Origin of the sequence: Nocardiopsis aegyptia (genome assembly GCF_013410755.1) — a bacterium.
GTDB classification, from domain to species: domain Bacteria; phylum Actinomycetota; class Actinomycetes; order Streptosporangiales; family Streptosporangiaceae; genus Nocardiopsis; species Nocardiopsis aegyptia.
In genome coordinates, this window is record NZ_JACCFS010000001.1 from 1,862,281 (window position 1) to 1,878,766 (window position 16,486).

14 protein-coding genes are annotated in these 16,486 nt (G+C 73.2%); 8 read left to right on the plus strand and 6 right to left on the minus strand.

Annotated elements, in window-relative coordinates; translation table 11 throughout:
* Positions 1-113: 113 nt before the first annotated feature.
* Both HNR10_RS08305 and HNR10_RS08310 read right to left on the minus strand, forming a co-directional pair.
* A complete protein-coding gene (locus tag HNR10_RS08305) occupies positions 114-1,469 on the minus strand; it encodes a DUF6114 domain-containing protein (protein WP_179822170.1) in 1,356 nt (451 codons plus the stop codon).
* A 4-nt stretch (positions 1,470-1,473) separates the two neighbouring features.
* Complete coding sequence (locus tag HNR10_RS08310; protein WP_179822172.1) at positions 1,474-2,121, minus strand: DUF6230 family protein; 648 nt, start codon at positions 2,119-2,121, stop codon at positions 1,474-1,476.
* A 234-nt stretch (positions 2,122-2,355) separates the two neighbouring features.
* Here HNR10_RS08310 and HNR10_RS08315 point away from each other — a divergent pair, with 234 nt between their 5' ends.
* A complete protein-coding gene (locus HNR10_RS08315) occupies positions 2,356-4,197 on the plus strand; it encodes a GMC oxidoreductase (protein WP_179829607.1) in 1,842 nt (613 codons plus the stop codon).
* Positions 4,198-4,613: 416 nt separating this feature from the next.
* On the opposite strand, the gene HNR10_RS08320 is transcribed toward HNR10_RS08315, so the two are convergent.
* Positions 4,614-5,399 (minus strand): MerR family transcriptional regulator, encoded by a 786-nt coding sequence (locus tag HNR10_RS08320; RefSeq protein ID WP_179822173.1) that lies wholly within the window; start codon positions 5,397-5,399, stop codon positions 4,614-4,616.
* 116 nt (positions 5,400-5,515) lie between these two features.
* On the opposite strand from HNR10_RS08320, the gene HNR10_RS08325 reads away from it, so the two are divergent.
* From HNR10_RS08325 to HNR10_RS08345, 5 genes are all read left to right on the plus strand, one after another.
* On the plus strand, positions 5,516-6,370 hold the full coding sequence (locus HNR10_RS08325; RefSeq protein ID WP_179822175.1) for an SDR family NAD(P)-dependent oxidoreductase: 855 nt from the start codon (positions 5,516-5,518) through the stop codon (positions 6,368-6,370).
* A gap of 15 nt (positions 6,371-6,385) precedes the next feature.
* A complete protein-coding gene (locus HNR10_RS08330; protein WP_179822177.1) occupies positions 6,386-7,300 on the plus strand; it encodes an AurF N-oxygenase family protein in 915 nt (304 codons plus the stop codon).
* Positions 7,301-7,622: 322 nt separating this feature from the next.
* Positions 7,623-9,161, plus strand: a complete 1,539-nt coding sequence (locus HNR10_RS08335) for a flavin-containing monooxygenase (RefSeq protein ID WP_179822178.1) — start codon at positions 7,623-7,625, stop codon at positions 9,159-9,161.
* Complete coding sequence (locus HNR10_RS08340) at positions 9,145-9,522, plus strand: DUF4873 domain-containing protein (protein WP_179822179.1); 378 nt, start codon at positions 9,145-9,147, stop codon at positions 9,520-9,522. Before HNR10_RS08335 ends, HNR10_RS08340 begins: the two co-directional genes overlap by 17 nt.
* A 110-nt stretch (positions 9,523-9,632) precedes the next feature.
* Positions 9,633-10,532, plus strand: coding sequence for an alpha/beta fold hydrolase (locus HNR10_RS08345; RefSeq protein WP_179822180.1), 900 nt, complete (start codon positions 9,633-9,635; stop codon positions 10,530-10,532).
* 187 nt (positions 10,533-10,719) lie between these two features.
* Here the strand turns inward: HNR10_RS08345 and HNR10_RS08350 are convergent, their stop codons facing one another.
* Together HNR10_RS08350 and HNR10_RS08355 are read right to left on the minus strand one after the other, a co-directional pair.
* Positions 10,720-12,081, minus strand: a complete 1,362-nt coding sequence (locus tag HNR10_RS08350) for a four-carbon acid sugar kinase family protein (RefSeq protein ID WP_179822181.1) — start codon at positions 12,079-12,081, stop codon at positions 10,720-10,722.
* Between the two features lie 236 nt (positions 12,082-12,317).
* Complete coding sequence (locus tag HNR10_RS08355) at positions 12,318-13,316, minus strand: aldo/keto reductase (RefSeq protein WP_179822182.1); 999 nt, start codon at positions 13,314-13,316, stop codon at positions 12,318-12,320.
* Between the two features lie 115 nt (positions 13,317-13,431).
* Here HNR10_RS08355 and HNR10_RS08360 point away from each other — a divergent pair, with 115 nt between their 5' ends.
* Entirely contained in the window at positions 13,432-14,061 is a 630-nt protein-coding gene (locus HNR10_RS08360) for a TetR/AcrR family transcriptional regulator (RefSeq protein ID WP_179822183.1), read from the plus strand.
* Here HNR10_RS08360 and HNR10_RS08365 read toward each other — a convergent pair.
* Positions 13,988-15,364: an MFS transporter gene (locus HNR10_RS08365; RefSeq protein ID WP_179822184.1), complete on the minus strand. Its 1,377-nt coding sequence runs from the start codon at positions 15,362-15,364 to the stop codon at positions 13,988-13,990. The genes HNR10_RS08360 and HNR10_RS08365 overlap by 74 nt on opposite strands.
* 168 nt (positions 15,365-15,532) lie before the next feature.
* Between HNR10_RS08365 and HNR10_RS31155 the strand changes: the two genes are divergently transcribed.
* The gene (locus HNR10_RS31155; RefSeq protein ID WP_179822186.1) at positions 15,533-16,456 is read left to right on the plus strand and encodes a LysR family transcriptional regulator; all 924 of its coding nucleotides are present in this window, start codon (positions 15,533-15,535) and stop codon (positions 16,454-16,456) included.
* The last annotated feature ends 30 nt before the right edge of the window (positions 16,457-16,486 follow it).

Consider the following 16,486-nt stretch of genomic DNA (forward strand, 5'->3'; position numbering starts at 1 on the left):
GCCGCCGCTGAGCCCACTCGGGCGGGCGGCCGAGGGTTGGCCCCTGGGGGTGCGTCTTCCCCCAGGGGTCCCGTGTGCGGGGCACGTGCCCGGGGCCGGGGCGGCGGCGCGGGTCAGGTGCCCGCGTGCTGGGAGTTGAGGCCTGGGATGACCATGGTGTCGGTGGAGGCGAGGGGGCTGTCGACGTCCACGTCGGTGACGATCATGTACGGCAGCAGCAGCGGCGGCGGGAAGTCCGGGGTGAACGTCAGCGGGATGCCCAGGATGCGCACGTGCATGCGGGTGATGTGCATCCGGACGTCGCCGTTCATCTCCATCGTGGGCAGGCCCAGCGACATCCGGACCCCGGCGTCCTCGAACCACAGTTCGGCGTCGGTGAAGTCGGCCCGGCTCATGGTGAGCCGGAGGTAGCGCCGCGGCCCGTCGGCGGTCGGGCACTCCACGACGCCGTCGTAGCTGGCGCCGCTCATGACGAGCGTCTGCGAGGTCAGCCCGGACGTGCGGACCGAGCCGCGCGAGCAGTCGTAGGCCGCGTCCACCGGCACCTCCGGCAGGTCGCCCTCGTCCTCCGCCGCCTGGCAGGCGCGGACGGCGTCCAGGAACTCCTCCTCGGTGTCGGCGAGCGCGCTCTGTCCGCTGAGCAGCGCGCAGTCGGCCGCCTCGGCCTCCGGGTCGCCGGTCTCCCCGCCCTCCTCGGTCTCCTCTCCGGTGTCCGCCTCGGGGTCCTGCTCCTCGCTGTCCGGCGCCCCCTCGTCGCCGCTCCCCTCCTCGGGCGAGGCGGAGGGTTCGGGCGACGGTTCCTCGGAGGGTTCCTCGGTGGACTCCTCCTCCGGGGGCGCGAACCAGTCCCAGGGCCAGTCGAGGGTCGGCGCGGGCGCGGCGGCCAGCAGCAGGGCCAGGGCGAGCGGGGCGGCCACGGCCGCCACCGGGTCCGGTCCCGGGCGCCGGACCGACCGGTCCGCCTCGGGCCGCGCGGCGGGTGACTCCGACGCGTCCGTGCCGTCGGCCTCATCGGCCTCATCGGGCTCAGCGGTTTCGGCGGGCGGTCCGGCCCGCCGCCGGCCCCGGCGGCGGGAGCGGGCCGCCGTCCGGGGTCCCCACGCGAACACGAAGGCACCGCCGACGATGCCGAGCAGCATCCCGATGACGAAACCGCCGAAGTTGGAGGTCACGAAGGACACCAGGGCCAGCAGCAGGCCGACCAGCCCGAAGAAGCTGTTCTGCGCGGGCTGGAACCAGCTCAGCACACCGATCGCGATCAGGAGCAGCCCGATGAGGCTGCCGGAGATCCCGGCGATGCCGGAGTAGATGATCAGGTCGATCGGCAGGACCAGGGTCTGCGCGGCCGGCGCCACCAGGATCTCGACGCCGGCCGACAACAGCAGGACCCCGCCCAGGAACGGTCGCCGGCTCCGCCACGTGCGGAACCGGCCCCACCAGGCGCGGATCAGGGTGAGTGCGTGGGCCATGGGATCAGAAGCACTCGTGGTTGCCGGGCTTGACCACCAGGCTCAGCCCGGACAGGCGCAGCGAGCCGGACGTGACCGCCCACGTGGTCATCTCCATGTCGGTCACGGTGATGCTGTCCGACTGCAGACCGAAGCCGCCCTCGGGGCCCTGGCCGCCCTCGGCCTTGTCGAGGGTGCTGGCGTCGCGGCCGATCTCGATCGCGCTGAACTCGGCGTTGCCCTGGAGCTGTTCGATGTCGATGACGAGGTTGGTGCCCTCGACGGGAGAGCTCTCGCCCGCGGTGATGACCAGGGTGGCCTCACCGATCGGCAGGTCCCACAGGGAGGACATGCACAGGTTGTCCAGTTCCGCGGTGTTGACCGTGGAGAGGCCGATCGGGCGGGCGGAGCCGTCGACCGAGTTGGCCACGTCGCCGTACTGCGAGAAACCCTCACCGACGAGCTCGTCGGCCGACATCTTGAAGTTGTCACCGGACACGGCGAAGGACGCGGCCAGCAGGCCCTGGGTGGTCATGCCGCCCAGGACGGCCGCGGCCGCGAGTCCGGGCACCGCGACCAGCGCGAACCTGCGCCACCGTGTGCCGGTGGCGCCCGTGTTCTGCTCAGGCACGTCCTCGGGCGGTGCGAGCGCCTCGTCGGGGGCCTTGGGCATGAGTACCTCCAGTGTTCCGCCGCCATGGGGGGTGCGGCGAGGGGGAGCTGACTTGCGCCGATGCACGCCTCGTGTGTTACTTGGGACACACCTTACTCGGCAGTAGTGACGAACATTACAATAGTCAATGTCGCATTTCCAGATGACAGCGTGAATATTGCGGACTCGTATCCGGCGCAGTACGGGCTCCCCGCATCTGACCAGGAGAGAGACCACATCGTGGCCAAAGAGCGCATCGGCTCCACCACCGCCCCCGACCCCGCCGCGGCCGAGCAGGACGACGACCGGTTCGACTACGACGTGATCGTCGTCGGCTCCGGCTTCGGCGGCTCGGTGAGCGCCCTTCGACTCACGGAGAAGGGCTACCGTGTCGGCGTCCTGGAGGCCGGCCGCCGCTTCACCCCCGACACCCTCCCCGCCACCTCCTGGGACCTCCGCAACTTCCTGTGGGCGCCCCGGCTCGGTATGTACGGCATTCAGCGCATCCACCTGCTGCGGGACGTCATGATCCTCGCGGGCGCGGGTGTCGGCGGCGGTTCCCTGAACTACGCCAACACGCTCTACCACCCGATGGACCCCTTCTTCGACGACCCGCAGTGGCGGCACATCACCGACTGGAAGTCCGAACTCGCGCCCTTCTACGACCAGGCGCGGCGCATGCTCGGGGTCCGTACCAATCCCACCGTCACCCCCGCCGACGTGCACCTGAGGTCGGTCGCCGAGGACATGGGCGTCGGCGACACCTTCCGGCTCACCCCGGTCGGCGTGTGCTTCGGTGACGGCCAGGACGGCGACGGAGCAAAGGCCGCTCCCGGCGAGGCCGTCGGCGACCCCTACTTCGGCGGGGCCGGGCCCGAGCGCAGGGCGTGCACCGAGTGCGGCGAGTGCATGACCGGCTGCCGCCACGGCGCCAAGAACACCCTGACCGAGAACTACCTGTACTTCGCCGAGCGCGACGGCGCGGAGGTCCACCCCCTGACCAGCGTCGAGCGCCTGCGCGAACTGCCGGGCGGCGGCTACGCGGTCGACACCGTGCGCACCGACGCCCCGCGCCGGCGCGAGAACGCCCGCACGTTCACCGCCCGCCAGGTCGTCGTGGCCGCGGGCACCTACAACACCCAGACGCTGCTGCACCGCATGCGCGACTCGGGCCTGCTGCCGCGGCTGTCGGAACGGCTCGGCACGCTCACGCGCACCAACTCCGAGGCGCTCGTCGGCGCGATGAGCACGCAGGTCCCGCCGCCGGAGGACCTCACGCGGGGCGTGGCGATCACGTCCTCCATCCATCCGGACGAGAACACCCACATCGAACCGGTCCGCTACGGCAAGGGCTCCAACGCGATGGGGCTGCTCACCGCGATGCAGGTCCCCGGCGGCGGGAAGGTGCCCCGCTGGCTGCGCTTCCTCGGCCTGGCCCTGCGCCATCCCACGGTGTTCGCCCGCAGCTTCTCCAACCGGCGCTGGTCCGAGCGCGTCATCATCGGCCTGGTGATGCAGTCGCTGGACAACTCGCTGACCACCTCGGTCAAGCGCGGACTCCTCGGCGGACGCAAGTCGCTGACCTCGCGGCAGGGCCACGGCGACCCCAACCCGACGTGGATCCCGGCGGGGCAGGAGGCGGCCACCCGGCTGGCCGACCGCATCGACGGCCACCCCGGGGGCACCTGGGGGGACGTCTTCAACGTCCCCATGACCGCGCACTTCCTGGGCGGCTGCCCGATCGGGGACAGCGCGGAGCAGGGCGTCATCGACCCCTACCACCGGCTGTACGGCTACCCGGACCTGCACGTGGTGGACGGTTCCGCGGTCACCGCGAACCTGGGGGTCAACCCGTCGCTGACGATCACCGCGCAGGCCGAGCGCGCGATGTCGATGTGGCCGAACAAGGGCGAGCCGGACCCGCGGCCCGCCCAGGACACCGCCTACGAGCGGGTCCGGCCGGTGTTCCCCCACGCGCCCGCGGTACCGGCGGGCGCCTTCGCCGAGCTGCGCCACACGACGCCGCTGCCGCTGTCCGTGGTCGAACCCGCGGTCGACGGCGGGGACACGCCTGCCACGGCCCCGCAGGACTCCTGAGGCGGTCGAAGGCTAGGGAGGCCCGCGCCGCAGGCGTCCGTTGAGGGCGGTAGCCCCCGCACCACCGCGAAGCGGCCCCAAGAGGCGGTGGCGGGTGACGGGAAAGAGACCGCGCCGCAGGCGTCCGTTGAGGGCGGTAGCCCCCGCACCACCGCGAAGCGGCCCCAAGAGGCGGTGGCGGGTGACGGGAAAGAGACCGCGCCGCAGGCGTCCGTTGAGGGCGGTAGCCCCCGCACCACCGCGAAGCGGCCCCAAGAGGCGGTGGCGGGTGACGGGAAAGAGACCGCGCCGCAGGCGTCCGTTGAGGGCGGTAGCCCCCGCACCACCGCGAAGCGGCCCCAAGGGGCGGTGGCGGGTGACGGGTGGGAGGGCCCGAACGGTGTTCGGGCCCTCCAGCGGGGTGGGTGTTCGGGGGCTCAGGAGGAGGGCGGCGGTCCGCCCGCTCCCCGCTGGAGGTCCTTCTCGCCGCGCAGGTGCTCCATCGCCTGCGCGAAGTGCTCGCCCATGACGTCGTTGAGGTGGTCGGCCATCGCCTGGGCCAGGACGGCGTCCACCGCCTGCTGCGCGAGGGGGCGCACCCGGCGGATGAGTTCGGCGATCTCGGCCGTCTCGTCGCTCTGGACGACCGTGCCCGGGGTGTGCTCGGCGATGATGTGGTCGGCCACCAGGCGGACCATGTGCTCGGCCACGTGCCCGACCTTGTCGCGCAGGTTCTCGGCGATGTCGAGCACCGAGTCCACGCTCATGCCCAGCCGCACCAGCTCGACGCCGGCGTGCAGCAGGCGCGGGCTCGGCACGCGGAAGCGCAGGCCGTCGCGTTCGAGCACGCCCAGGTCCAGCGAACGCTTTATGGTCCGGGGCGTCACCCCCTTGCCGAAGAGCTCGCGCAGGTCCCCCAGCGTGATGTAGTCCGCGATCTCGTCGGTCCAGGCGTCCCCTATCGCGGACTCGAAGCCGAGGATCTCGGAGAGGTCGCCGCCCCGCTCCCACACCTGGAACATCTCGCCGATGTTGGCGAACGTGTAGCCGCGGCGCAGCAGCTGGCCGATCAGCCGAAGACGCGCCAGATGTGCCTCTGAGTAGATCCCCACACGCCCCTGCCTGCGCGGCGGCGCCAGCAGACCTCTGTCCTGGTACACCCGGACGTTGCGCACAGTCGTGTCCGCGAGCCGGGCGAGTTCGTCAATGCGGTATTCGGCCATGGACCAAGACTAGAGACCGCGACGGACGCTACTCGCCAGTAAATTTCCGACGACAGCCCATTGCATTGTGACAATGCTCGTTGTAACGTTCCGGCAATGACTGTGGAGGAGATCACATGACGACCCCCCTGCCGCGCCACCTGCGGCGCCTGCCCGGCCAGAACGCCATCGTCACCGGTGCGTCCGGCGCCTTCGGCAGCGCCACCGTGGCCGTCCTCCGCCACCTCGGCGCCAACGTCGTCGGCATCGATCGCAAGGCCGCCCCCGGCGTCGTCGAATGCGACATCACCGACGACGCCCAGGTGCGCGAGGCGGTGGCCGAGGCGGTCGACCGGCTCGGCGGCACCCTGGACCTGCTGATCCACTACGCCGGGGTCGGCCCGGCCGTGGACATCGGCGGCGAGCCCGACGTCCACGTACACCAGGCCCTGGAGGTCAACCTCCTCGGCTCGTGGCGGGTCACCGCCGCCGCCATGCCGGCCCTGCTCAGGAACCGGGGCCGGGTCGTCCTCACCGCGTCGCTGCTCGCCCACCTCCAACTGCCCTTCGCCGGCGCCTACACCGTGTCCAAGCGGGCACTCGCCGCCTACGCCGACTGCCTGCGGGCCGAGTACGGCAGCCACGTCGGGGTCACCACCGTCTACCCCGGCTACGTCGACACCCCCATCCACGACAGCTCCCGCGCCACGGGCGTCGCGCTGGACGGGCTCGTGCCCGCCGAACGCGAGCGCGACACCGTGATGAGCGTGGTCCGGGCGGCGGGCGCCAGGCGCGCCCCCCGCGACGTGGCCTCCACCGCCCTCGGCACGGCCGCGCTCCACCTGACCCGGCACTTCCCGGGCACCACCGAACAGATCGTGTCGCTCCAGGTCGGCCTGCTCCTCGCGGACGGGGCCTTCGGCGACGCGGAGATCGCCCAGGGACTGCACGAGCGGCACCGCGGCACCGTCCAGCGGCCCGCCGCGTCCTGAGGAGGAGAGGAACACATGACCGTCCAGACCACGGCCAAGCCCAAGCTCACCGACCGCGAGGACATCGCCAAGCGCCTGCTGCGCGGCTCGGCGAAGGCCTCCTTCGACCCCCTGGTCGAGATCGACTGGGACGCGCCCGTCGACCCCGACATGTGGGCCATCCGCCCCGAGCGCGTGTCGCTCTACGGCACCTACCTGTGGGACCGCCTCGACGACGCCCAGCGCAAGGAGCTCTCCCGCCTGGAGGTCGCCAGCGTCGCCACCATCGGCATCTGGTTCGAGACCATCCTCATGCAGATGCTGGTCCGCCACGCCTACGACCACGACCCGACCACCAACCACGTCCAGTACGCCTACACCGAGATCGCCGACGAGTGCCGGCACACGGTCATGTTCGCCAAGATGATCGAGAAGCTCGGGTCGCGCGCCCACAAGCTCGACCCGGCCGCCCACCACCTCGGGCGCCTGTTCAAGACCATCGCGCACGGTCCGCTGATCTTCGCCGGGGCCCTGTTCGTCGAGGAGGTCCTCGACCAGATCCAGCGCGAGGCCGTGCCCGACGAGCAGATCCTGCCGCTGGTGCGCTCCGTGGCCCGCATCCACGTGGTGGAGGAGGCCCGGCACATGCGCTACGCCCGTGAGGAGTTCGCCCGCGACTGGGCCGGCCGCGGCCCCCTCAACCGCGCCTACAGCCGGATCATCCTCGGGCTGGTCACCTACTACTCCGCGACCCGGCTGATCAACCCGAAGGTCTACGCGCAGGTCGGCCTCGACCCCAAGGAGGCCTACCGCGTGGCCAAGGCCAACCCGCACTGGATCGACACCAAGACCTGGGCCGCCCGCAAGGTGGTCGGCACGCTGAGCACCGCCGACGCGATCACCGGCCTGGGCCGCTACTTCTGGCGCAGGGCCGGGCTGCTCGGCCGCTGAGGCCGCCCGCGGGACGCGCCGCCGCGCCGCGTGCGCCGGTGCGGCGCTCCCGCCACCTCCGGGCCGGCCTCCGCGCCGGCCCGCCCAGACTCCCCCGGGGACGGAACGCGCCACGTCTCCGGGGGGCTTCACCCCTCGGGGGGCGTACGCGCCACGCCCCCCGAGGTCTCACTCCCCAGGAACCGCTCCGCGGCGAGGTGGGAACCCCCTCATGGGACCCCCTCAACGGACGCCTAAGGCGCAGTACTCCTCCGGGGCCTCTCCCCCGGGATACTCACCCGCACCGGTGCCCGACCGCCGGTTCGCTCGAAGGGACCTGAACGTGACCGACGCACCACCGCACTACAGGGTGGCCGTCATCGGCACCGGATTCGCCGGTATCGGGATGGCGGTCCGGCTCCGGCAGGCGGGACTGACGGACTTCACCGTCCTGGAGCGGGCCCACGACCTCGGCGGCACCTGGCGGGACAACGACTACCCCGGTGCCGCCTGCGACGTCCCCTCGCACCTGTACTCGTTCTCCTTCGCCCTCAATCCCGGCTGGAGCCGCTCCTTCTCCCCGCAACCGGAGATCTGGGAGTACATGAAGCGGGTCGCCCGCGAGCACGGCGTCGACGAGCACGTGCGCTACGGCCACGACGTCACCGCCGCCCACTGGGAACCCGACCACAACCGGTGGCGGATCGAGACGGCCGCGGGCACGGTCACCGCGCAGTTCCTCGTCAGCGGCGCCGGCCCCCTGGCCGACCCCTCCTACCCCGACATCAAGGGGCTGGACACCTTCGAGGGGCGGCTCTTCCACTCCGCGGAGTGGGACCACGGCCACGACCTCACCGGGCGGCGCGTCGCGGTCATCGGCACCGGGGCGTCGGCCATCCAGTTCGTCCCGCGGATCCAGCCGCGGGTGGGCTCCCTGACGCTCTTCCAGCGGACCGCGCCCTGGGTGATGTTCCGCCACGACCGCGACATCACCCGTGTGGAGCGCTGGCTGTACCGGAGCATCCCGCTCGCCCAGCAGGTCGCCCGCAAGAGCATCTACTGGGGCCGGGAGACCTACATCCTCGGCTTCGCCAAGAACCCGCGCCTGCTCAAGATCGTGGAGCGGCTCGGCCGGGCCAACATCCACCGCAGCGTCGAGGACCCGGAGCTGCGCGCCAAGCTCACACCCGACTTCCGCGCTGGCTGCAAGCGCATCCTGATGTCCAACGACTACTACCCGGCGCTGGCCCGCCCCAACGTCGACGTAGTCACCGACGGGATCGTCGAGGTCCGGCCGAACGCCGTCGTCACCCGCGACGCCGAGGGCCGCGAGACCGAGCACGAGGTCGACACGATCATCATGGGCACCGGTTTCCACGTCAGCGACCCGCCGGTGGCCCAGCGCATCCACGACGCCGACGGGGTCTCCCTCTCCGAGCGCTGGGGGACGACCGCGCAGGCCTTCCGCGGCACCACCGTGGCCGGGTTCCCGAACGCGTTCATCCTGGCCGGGCCCAACACCGGTCTGGGGCACACCTCGCAGGTGTTCATGATCGAGGCCCAGATCCGGTACACGATGCAGGCGCTCAAGTACATGTGCCGCAACCGGATGGACCGGCTGGAGCCCCGACCCGAGGCGCAGCGCGCGTACAACGAGAAGGTCGCCGAGTCCATGGAGGGCACGGTGTGGGTGTCGGGCGGCTGCGACAGCTGGTACCTGAACGAGGAGGGCCGCAACACCACCCTGTGGCCCACCTTCACCTGGGACTACGCACTGCGGACCCGCTGGTTCGACCCCCACAACTACGACCTCCGCAAGAGCCGCGGGGTCCGCGCCGCCGAAGGCGTCCGGCGAGGAGGAGCACATGAGCGGGTTCGGTGACGACGAGGAGGAGTACCAGGGGCCGGTGACGGTCGTCCTGCCCGGGGAACACGGCGACACCGGGGACGCCGCGGACGGTGGTGCCCCCGCCGCGAGCGCGCCCGTCGCGGTCGAGGTCCAGGCGCACCTGGCCGGCCACTTCTCCCCCCTGACCGGCGACTACCGGTGGCGGGGACGCCTGTCGGCGTCCGAGGCGATCACCGCCGCCTTCCGGGACGGCGTGCGCACGGTCCTGGTCCGCACCCCCGACGGGTTCGAGGGCCACGGGGTCCTGGACGATCCCAACCTGTGGGGCGGCCACCCCGTCCGGGGCACCGGGACCCCGCCGTTCGCCGTCCCGCTGATCGAGATCGACGACTGACCTCGGCCCCGCCCCCGAGGCCGCTCCCCCGCCCCGGCACCGGCCGCCCCGGCGGCCCGGCCGCACCCCCTTCCCCCGACCCCCAACCCCCGAGTGAGAGGTCTTCTGCGATGGCAACCCGACACCTGGGCCGGGCCCGCGAACTCCAGATCCCGTCCGCCGACGGCACGCTGCTGCACGTCGAGATACGCGGACCGGAGGACGGCCCGACCGTGGTCCTGTCCCACTGCTGGGCGACCTCGCTGGCCGCCTGGGGGCCGGTCGTGCGCGCGCTCGACCCCTCTCTGCGCGTGGTCATGTACGACCAGCGCGGCCACGGCCGCAGTCAGGCGCCGCTGACCCGGGCCGGGTACGGCACGGAGAAGCTGGCCGACGACCTGTGCGCGGTCCTGGAGGCCACCGTGCCCGAGGGCGACCGGGCGGTCGTGGCCGGGCACAGCATGGGCGGGATGTCGGTCATGGCGGCCGGGCCGCGCGCGGTGTTCGCCGACCGCGCGGCCGCCGTCCTGCTCACCAACACCGGCTGCACGCAGCTGGTGAAGCGGTCGACCGCCATCCCGCTGCCCGGGCCGCTGGGCACGCTCGGATCGAAGCTGTTCCTGACCGCGGCGCTGCCGCTGGGTCCGGCCAACCCGCTGACCGCCCAGCTGCTCCGCTTCATCGTGCTGGGCGGCGCGGCCGACCCGCACACGGTGCGGCTGTGCGGCCGGCTCGTCCACGACTGCCCGACCGTGCCGCGCGCCCGGTGGGGCAGCGTCCTCTCCGCCCTGGAGCTGGACGACTCGGCCCGGCGGATCACGGCCCCGACCGTGGTCGTGGCGGGCGCGCAGGACAAGTTCACCCCGCCGTGGCACGCCCACCACATGGCCGGGATCATCCCGAACGCCGAACCGGCGATCGAGGTCCCCGGGGTCGCCCACATGGGTCCCCTGGAGTGCCCCGAGGTGCTCGCCGGGCACCTGGAGCGGCTGGCCGTCGACCACCTCAAGGCCGAACCGAGCGAGGCCTGACCGCGCCCTCCGTCAGGCGGGCAGGTCGGCGCGCGCGAGGATGTCGCCGAGCCCCGGGGTCGTGAACTCGTCCGCGACGAGGATCTCCGACCCCGGGAGCAGCCAGTGGCGCTGTTCGAAGAAGGTGTCGGGGGAGCCTTACCGGCCGCCCACGGCCACGGGCTCTTGGGCGGACGGGCGGCGCGGCTCAGGCGGGGTCGCGCAGCAGCGTGGGGACCACGTGCTCGGAGACCTCCGAGTGCACCTGGTGCAGGCGCGTCTGCACCGCGCGGCGCAGCTTGGCAAGGCACTCCACCAGCGTGATGTCGTCGCCGACGAGCCCGCCCTTGGCCACGATCGGGGTGCCGTCCAGCGGACCGCCGCCGACGTGACCGTGGACGGCGAGCGGAACGACCTCGCCGCCGATGTCGACGGAGTGCACGTCCAGTTCGTCCAGCAGGCTGGCGATCAGGTCCCCGCCGGTGAGGAAGAGCCCGCTGGGCAGGGCGTGGGTGCCCGTGGTGTCGGCGACCTCGTTGACCACGTCGGCGACCAGGCCCGCCACCTTGCCGGGCAGTTCGGCACGGGTCTGGACGGGGAGTTCGCGCACGCGCTCGGACGTGGTCACCACCCGTAGGACGCAGAAGTCCGGGAAGCCCGACGACGTGAGCTGGTGGGCCAGTTCGGCGGCGACGGTGTCGGCGTGGTCGCTGTCGGGGTCGCTCAGCAGCACGGCGTCCAGGTCGACGAACCGCACGGCGCCGGTGCGGGCCACGGTCGCCAGCTGGCGCCGGGTGAGGTCGGTGGTGCTGCCCGCCACCCCGAGCAGCGGCCCGCGCGATCCGGCCTGGCCGCGCAGGCGCAGGGCGTAGGCCAGCAGCGCTCCGGTGGGGCCCGGGTCCACGGCCAGCCAGACGGTGCCGTCCTCGTGGTGGGCGGCGGCCGCGGCGTCGGCGATGTCGGTCAGGTGCTGCTCGGTGCCGGCGTCGCACACCACGACGGGCTCGTCCCCCGCCAGGAGTTCGGCGGTGAGCATGGTCTGGGTGACCTGCCGGACGGGGACGTGCCGGACGGCGAGGTCGGTCTGCTCGGCGAGGATGTCGGAGATCACGCTGGTGGTCATCGGGCACAGCGGGTCCTGGGCGAGTTCGGTGTGCTCCAGGGGCCGGCCGTGCAGGAGTTGCACGCCGTCCTCGGTGATGCGGCCGGACCCGGGGAAGGCGGGGACGAACAGGACGCGGACCCGGGTCTCGGCGGGTACCCGTTCCCGTACGGCGTCGTAGGCCGCCTCCAGTTCGGCGCCGACGTTGCCGCGCAGCGTGCTGTCGGTGCGCTTGACGACCAGTCCCACGGGCCAGACGGCCTCGATGACGTCGGTGACCAGGTCGGCGGCCTGCTCGGCGGGCACGTGGCGGCTGTCGAGGTTGGCCACGACCACGTCGTAGTCGTCGGCGACCCTGCTGACGTGCTCGGGCGTCACGGTGGCCACGCGCATCCCGGTTCGGGCGAACCTGGCACCGGTGGCGTTGGCGCCGGTGAGGTCATCTGCCACCACGAGGACCTGGGCCACGGAACGTCTCCTTCGGTCGGTCGGCGAAACGCTGGAGTAACCTCCCCTCCAACATAGGCCCAAAGGAGGGCACCGAGGGTGCCCGGAGCATGGGAAACCGCCCCTCGGAGGGTGCCGAGGGGCGGTGGTGGGCGACAACGGCCGCCGGGCGGGCGGGTGCCGCGCCGAAGGCGTCCGTTGAGGGCGGCCCGCACCCACGCGAAGCGGCCCCCGGGCGGTGGCGGGTGACGGGAGGGCTAGCGGGCGCGCGGACCTGCGGAGGTCAGGGTCATGTCCGCGTAGCGGTCCCCCTCCACGGCGGCGGCGATCCCCTCCAGTGCGTCCAGTTCGGCGTCGGTCAGCCGCACGTCGACGGCCGCGGCGTTCTCGTCCAGGCGGTGGACCTTGGTGGTGCCCGGGATCGGCACGACCGGCAGCCCCCACACGTCGGCGCGCTGCTGCACCCAGGCGAGCGCGATCTGGCCCGGTGTGGCCCCGTGCGCCTCGGCGGCCGCGGTCACGGGGGCGAGCAGACGGGCGTTGGCCGCTCCGCGCTCGCCTGTGAACCGCGGCTGGTGCCGGCGGAAGTCGTCCTCGGGCAGGTCGTCGACGGCGACCTTGCCGGTGAGGAACCCGCGGCCGAGCGGCGAGTAGGGCACGAAGCCGACGCCCAGTCGGACGCACTCGGGGACCACGGCCTCCTCGACGTCGCGGCTCCACAGCGACCACTCGGACTGCACGGCGGACACGGGGTGGACGTCGTGGGCGCGGCGCAGCTCCTCGGCGGTCACCTCGGACAGGCCCAGGTAGCGGACCTTGCCCTCGGCGACGAGGTCGGCCATGGCGCCGACGGTCTCCTCGATGGGGACCCGCACGTCGACGCGGTGCATGTAGTAGAGGTCGATGACGTCGGTGTCCAGGCGGCGCAGGCTCGCCTCGGCGGCCTGGCGGACGTAGGCGGCGTCCCCGCGCACGAGCCGTTCGGCGGGGTCGTCCGTGCGCTGCATGCCGAACTTCGTGGCCAGGACGTACTCGTCGCGTCGGCCCTTGAGGGCGCGGCCGAGGAGTTCCTCGTTCGCGCCGCGCCCGTACATGTCGGCGGTGTCCAGGAAGGTCACCCCGGTGTCCAGGGCGTGGTGCAGGGTGCGGACGGACGCCTCGTCGTCACGGGTGCCGTAGAACTCGCTCATGCCCATGCAGCCCAGGCCCTGGACCGGGACGGTCGGGCCGGGGTCGCCGAGAACGGTGGTGCGCATCGGTCGTGCTCCTTGGATCGGTCCTGCCGGCCGGTTCCGGCACACCCATCCTTCCCAACCAACTAGTTGGTTGTCAACAGTGACCCGCGCCCGCGCGCTGGTCTACCCTGGCGGCATGGCCAGACGACCCGAGACCACCCGAGCCCTCCTGCTCCAGTCCGCGCGGCGCGAGTTCGTCGACCACGGACTGGCGGGCGCGCGCGTGGACCGGATCGCCGCCCGCGCCGGGGTCAACAAGCAGCGCATCTACGCCCACTTCGGCGACAAGGAGCAGCTGTTCCGGCACGTCCTGGACGAGGCCGTGGTCGAACTCGCCGCGGAGGTCGCCCTGACCGAGGACACCGACCCCGTCGCCTACGTCGGCCGCGTCTTCGACTACCACCGGCACCACCCCGACCTGCTGCGCCTGCTGATGTGGGAGGCCCTCCAGCACGGGGACGCGGGGATCGACGACGACCGCCGGCGCGTCGACCACTACGACGCCAAGGTCACCTCGCTCCGCGGCGCGCTGGGCGGGGACCGCGACCCGGCGGACGTGCGTGCCCTGCTGCTCACCCTCATCGGCCTGGCCAGCTGGCCGCAGGTCCTGCCGCAGCTGGGCCGCCTGGTCCTGGGCCCGGAGGCCTCGACCGAGCAGACCCAGGCCCACCTGCGCGCGTTCCTGACCGAGTTCACCCGGGCCGCCCTCCAGGACGGCCCGGACCGGACCGACCGCCCCGCCGTCCCCCCGTCGCACGAGGCCTAGCGACGGGCACGACGGGCGGGACGGGCGGGAGCGCTGCGCACCGGACGGACTGGAGGGGCCTCGCCGCCGGGGTTCGGGGCAACAGCAGCGGCGTGGCCAGGAGCAGCACACCGGCGGCCGCGATCGCCGTGCGGGCGTCGGTGACGGCCGCCAGCAGCCCCCACAGCGCCGTCACCGCCGCGGTCGCGGCCTTCCCTGTCACCGACCACGCGGTGAGGACGCGGGCCACCCGGTCCGCGGGCGTCAGTTCGAGCCGCACCGCGGCCAGCACCGGGTTGAACGCGCCCATGCAGGTGATCATCGCGAACTCCACGGCGATGACCAGCACGAGCCCGGCCGTGCCGGGGCCGACCGCGGCCAGCCCGACCAGCCAGCACGCACGGGCCGTCCCGGCGGCGAGCAGGACCGTGCGCCGGTCCCACCGGCGGACGAGCCTCGGAGCCGCCCACGCGCCGACCAGACCGCCGGCACAGGGCACCCCGAAGGCCAGCCCGTACTGCCAGGGCGCGAATCCCAGATCGCCGAGCATGAGGACGGTCAGCAGCGGCGCGGTCGACATGACCAGGCCGTTCACCGCCAGCGTGTTGAGGAACAGTCGGCGCAGCGAGGGCTCGGCCAGGAGGAAGCGCCAGCCGTCGAAGAGGTCGCCGGCCCACCGCCGACGCCCCTCGCGTCCACCGGCCGAGCCGAGGGGTGCGATCGATCCGGCGCGCTCCGGCGGCCGTTCCCGGCCGCCCATCGCCCGGATCCCCAGGGCCGAGAGCAGGTGGCCGACCGCGTCGGCCACCACGGTCACCACCGGGCCGAACACCCCGACGGCGGCCGTGCCCAGCGGCGGCCCGAGCACCGTGGCGGTCCAGGTCGTCGCCTCCAGCCGCGCGCCGGCCGCCACCAGGTCGTCGGACGGCACGATCGCCTTCAGGCACGCCCCGCCGGCCGCGCGGAAGGCGATCTCGGCCGCGGCGACCACCACCGACACCGCCAGGAGCTGCGGGAAGCCGAGGACGCCCAGGGCGAACGCGACGGGAAGGCTCGCCAGGGCGGCGCACCGGACGAGCCCCGTCGCGATCATCACCGACCGTTTGCGGTGGAACTCCACCCAGGGTCCCAGCGGTACCGCGACCAGCGCGCCCACCGCCGGTCCCACGGCCGCCAGGACCGAGACCCGGGCCGGTCCGGCGTCCAGCGCGAGGATCGCGATCAGCGGGAACGCGCCGAAGGCCAGCCCCGTGCCCATGGCACTGACCGAGTACGACGCCCACAGCCACCCGAAGGCCCGCCCCAGCGACCGCCGCTCCCCCATGCCCCACCCCACCCGGACCCCACACGTCCCGCCGTCCCGCCGTCCCGCCGTCCCGCCGTCCCGCCGTCCCGCCGTCCCGCGTCATCCAAGCCCTGTGGCCGAAGTCCGGTCAAACAACCGTGCGGACGCCCGCGCACAACCGCTGGTTGTGGAACGTAGGATCGCGGCGTGGATCTCGAAGCGGTACGCACGGTCGTGGCGATCGCGGACACCGGACGGTTCCAGGACGCCGCCGCCGAACTGTCCGTCACCCAGCAGGCCGTCTCCAAGCGCGTCGCCGCGCTGGAGCGGGAACTCGGCGTGCGGCTGTTCGTCCGCGACGCGGGCGGCACGCGCCCGACCGTCGACGGGCAGGCGTTCCTGCCCCACGCCCGCGAACTCCTGCGGTCGGCGGAGCGGGCCGCCGCGTCGGTACGGCCCGGCGGCCACGCGCTGCGCGTGGACGTGGTCGGGCGGCGCCTCGCCCCGACCGACCTGCTGCGCGGCTTCCGCCGCGCGCGCCCCGGCACCGCGCTCGACGTACTGACCCTCCGCGACGCCGACGCGGCGGTCGACGCGGTCCGCACCGGCTCCGTCGACGCGTGCGTGCGCGCGGTCGACGGGCGGCGGCTGCCCGACGGCGTGGTGTGCGCCCGGGTGCTGGACGAGGTCCTCCAGCTCCTCACCGGTCCGGCCCATCCGCTGGCCGTGGCGGACTCCGTCGCGACCGGCCGCCTCACCGGCCACCGGGTCTGGATGCCCGGCATCGTCCCGGGGACCGAGTGGGCCGCCTACTACGCCGACCTCGCCGCGGAGTTCGGCCTCACCATCGAGGTGACCGGCCCGGACTTCGGGACCGAGCCGCTGCTCGACACCCTCGCGGGCTCCGCGGACCTGGCCACGATCGTCGGCGAGGGCACCCGGCTGGTCCGGCCTCCCGGTGCCGGTCTGCGGCGGATCGCCCTGCGGGACCCGGTCCCGGTCTACCCGCACTCCCTGGTCTGGCGGACCGACAACCCGCACCCGGTCCTGGCCGCCCTGCGGGACCACCTCGCCGCGGGGGCGCCCGCACGCCCCGGGGGCGGGACGTGGACACCGCACTGGGCGCACTGACCGCAGCGGGCGTACCGACCGCATCGGGCG

What these genes read in the sequence shown, in the direction of transcription:
- HNR10_RS08355 (WP_179822182.1), bottom strand. Translation starts at nt 13,316, where the DNA reads ATGCGCACCACCGTTCTCGGCGACCCCGGCCCGACCGTCCCGGTCCAG.
- HNR10_RS08325 (WP_179822175.1), top strand. Translation starts at nt 5,516, where the DNA reads ATGACGACCCCCCTGCCGCGCCACCTGCGGCGCCTGCCCGGCCAGAAC.
- HNR10_RS08330 (WP_179822177.1), top strand. Translation starts at nt 6,386, where the DNA reads ATGACCGTCCAGACCACGGCCAAGCCCAAGCTCACCGACCGCGAGGAC.
- HNR10_RS08360 (WP_179822183.1), top strand. Translation starts at nt 13,432, where the DNA reads ATGGCCAGACGACCCGAGACCACCCGAGCCCTCCTGCTCCAGTCCGCG.
- HNR10_RS08365 (WP_179822184.1), bottom strand. Translation starts at nt 15,364, where the DNA reads ATGGGGGAGCGGCGGTCGCTGGGGCGGGCCTTCGGGTGGCTGTGGGCG.
- HNR10_RS08305 (WP_179822170.1), bottom strand. Translation starts at nt 1,469, where the DNA reads ATGGCCCACGCACTCACCCTGATCCGCGCCTGGTGGGGCCGGTTCCGC.
- HNR10_RS08320 (WP_179822173.1), bottom strand. Translation starts at nt 5,399, where the DNA reads ATGGCCGAATACCGCATTGACGAACTCGCCCGGCTCGCGGACACGACT.
- HNR10_RS08340 (WP_179822179.1), top strand. Translation starts at nt 9,145, where the DNA reads ATGAGCGGGTTCGGTGACGACGAGGAGGAGTACCAGGGGCCGGTGACG.
- HNR10_RS08310 (WP_179822172.1), bottom strand. Translation starts at nt 2,121, where the DNA reads ATGCCCAAGGCCCCCGACGAGGCGCTCGCACCGCCCGAGGACGTGCCT.
- HNR10_RS08345 (WP_179822180.1), top strand. Translation starts at nt 9,633, where the DNA reads ATGGCAACCCGACACCTGGGCCGGGCCCGCGAACTCCAGATCCCGTCC.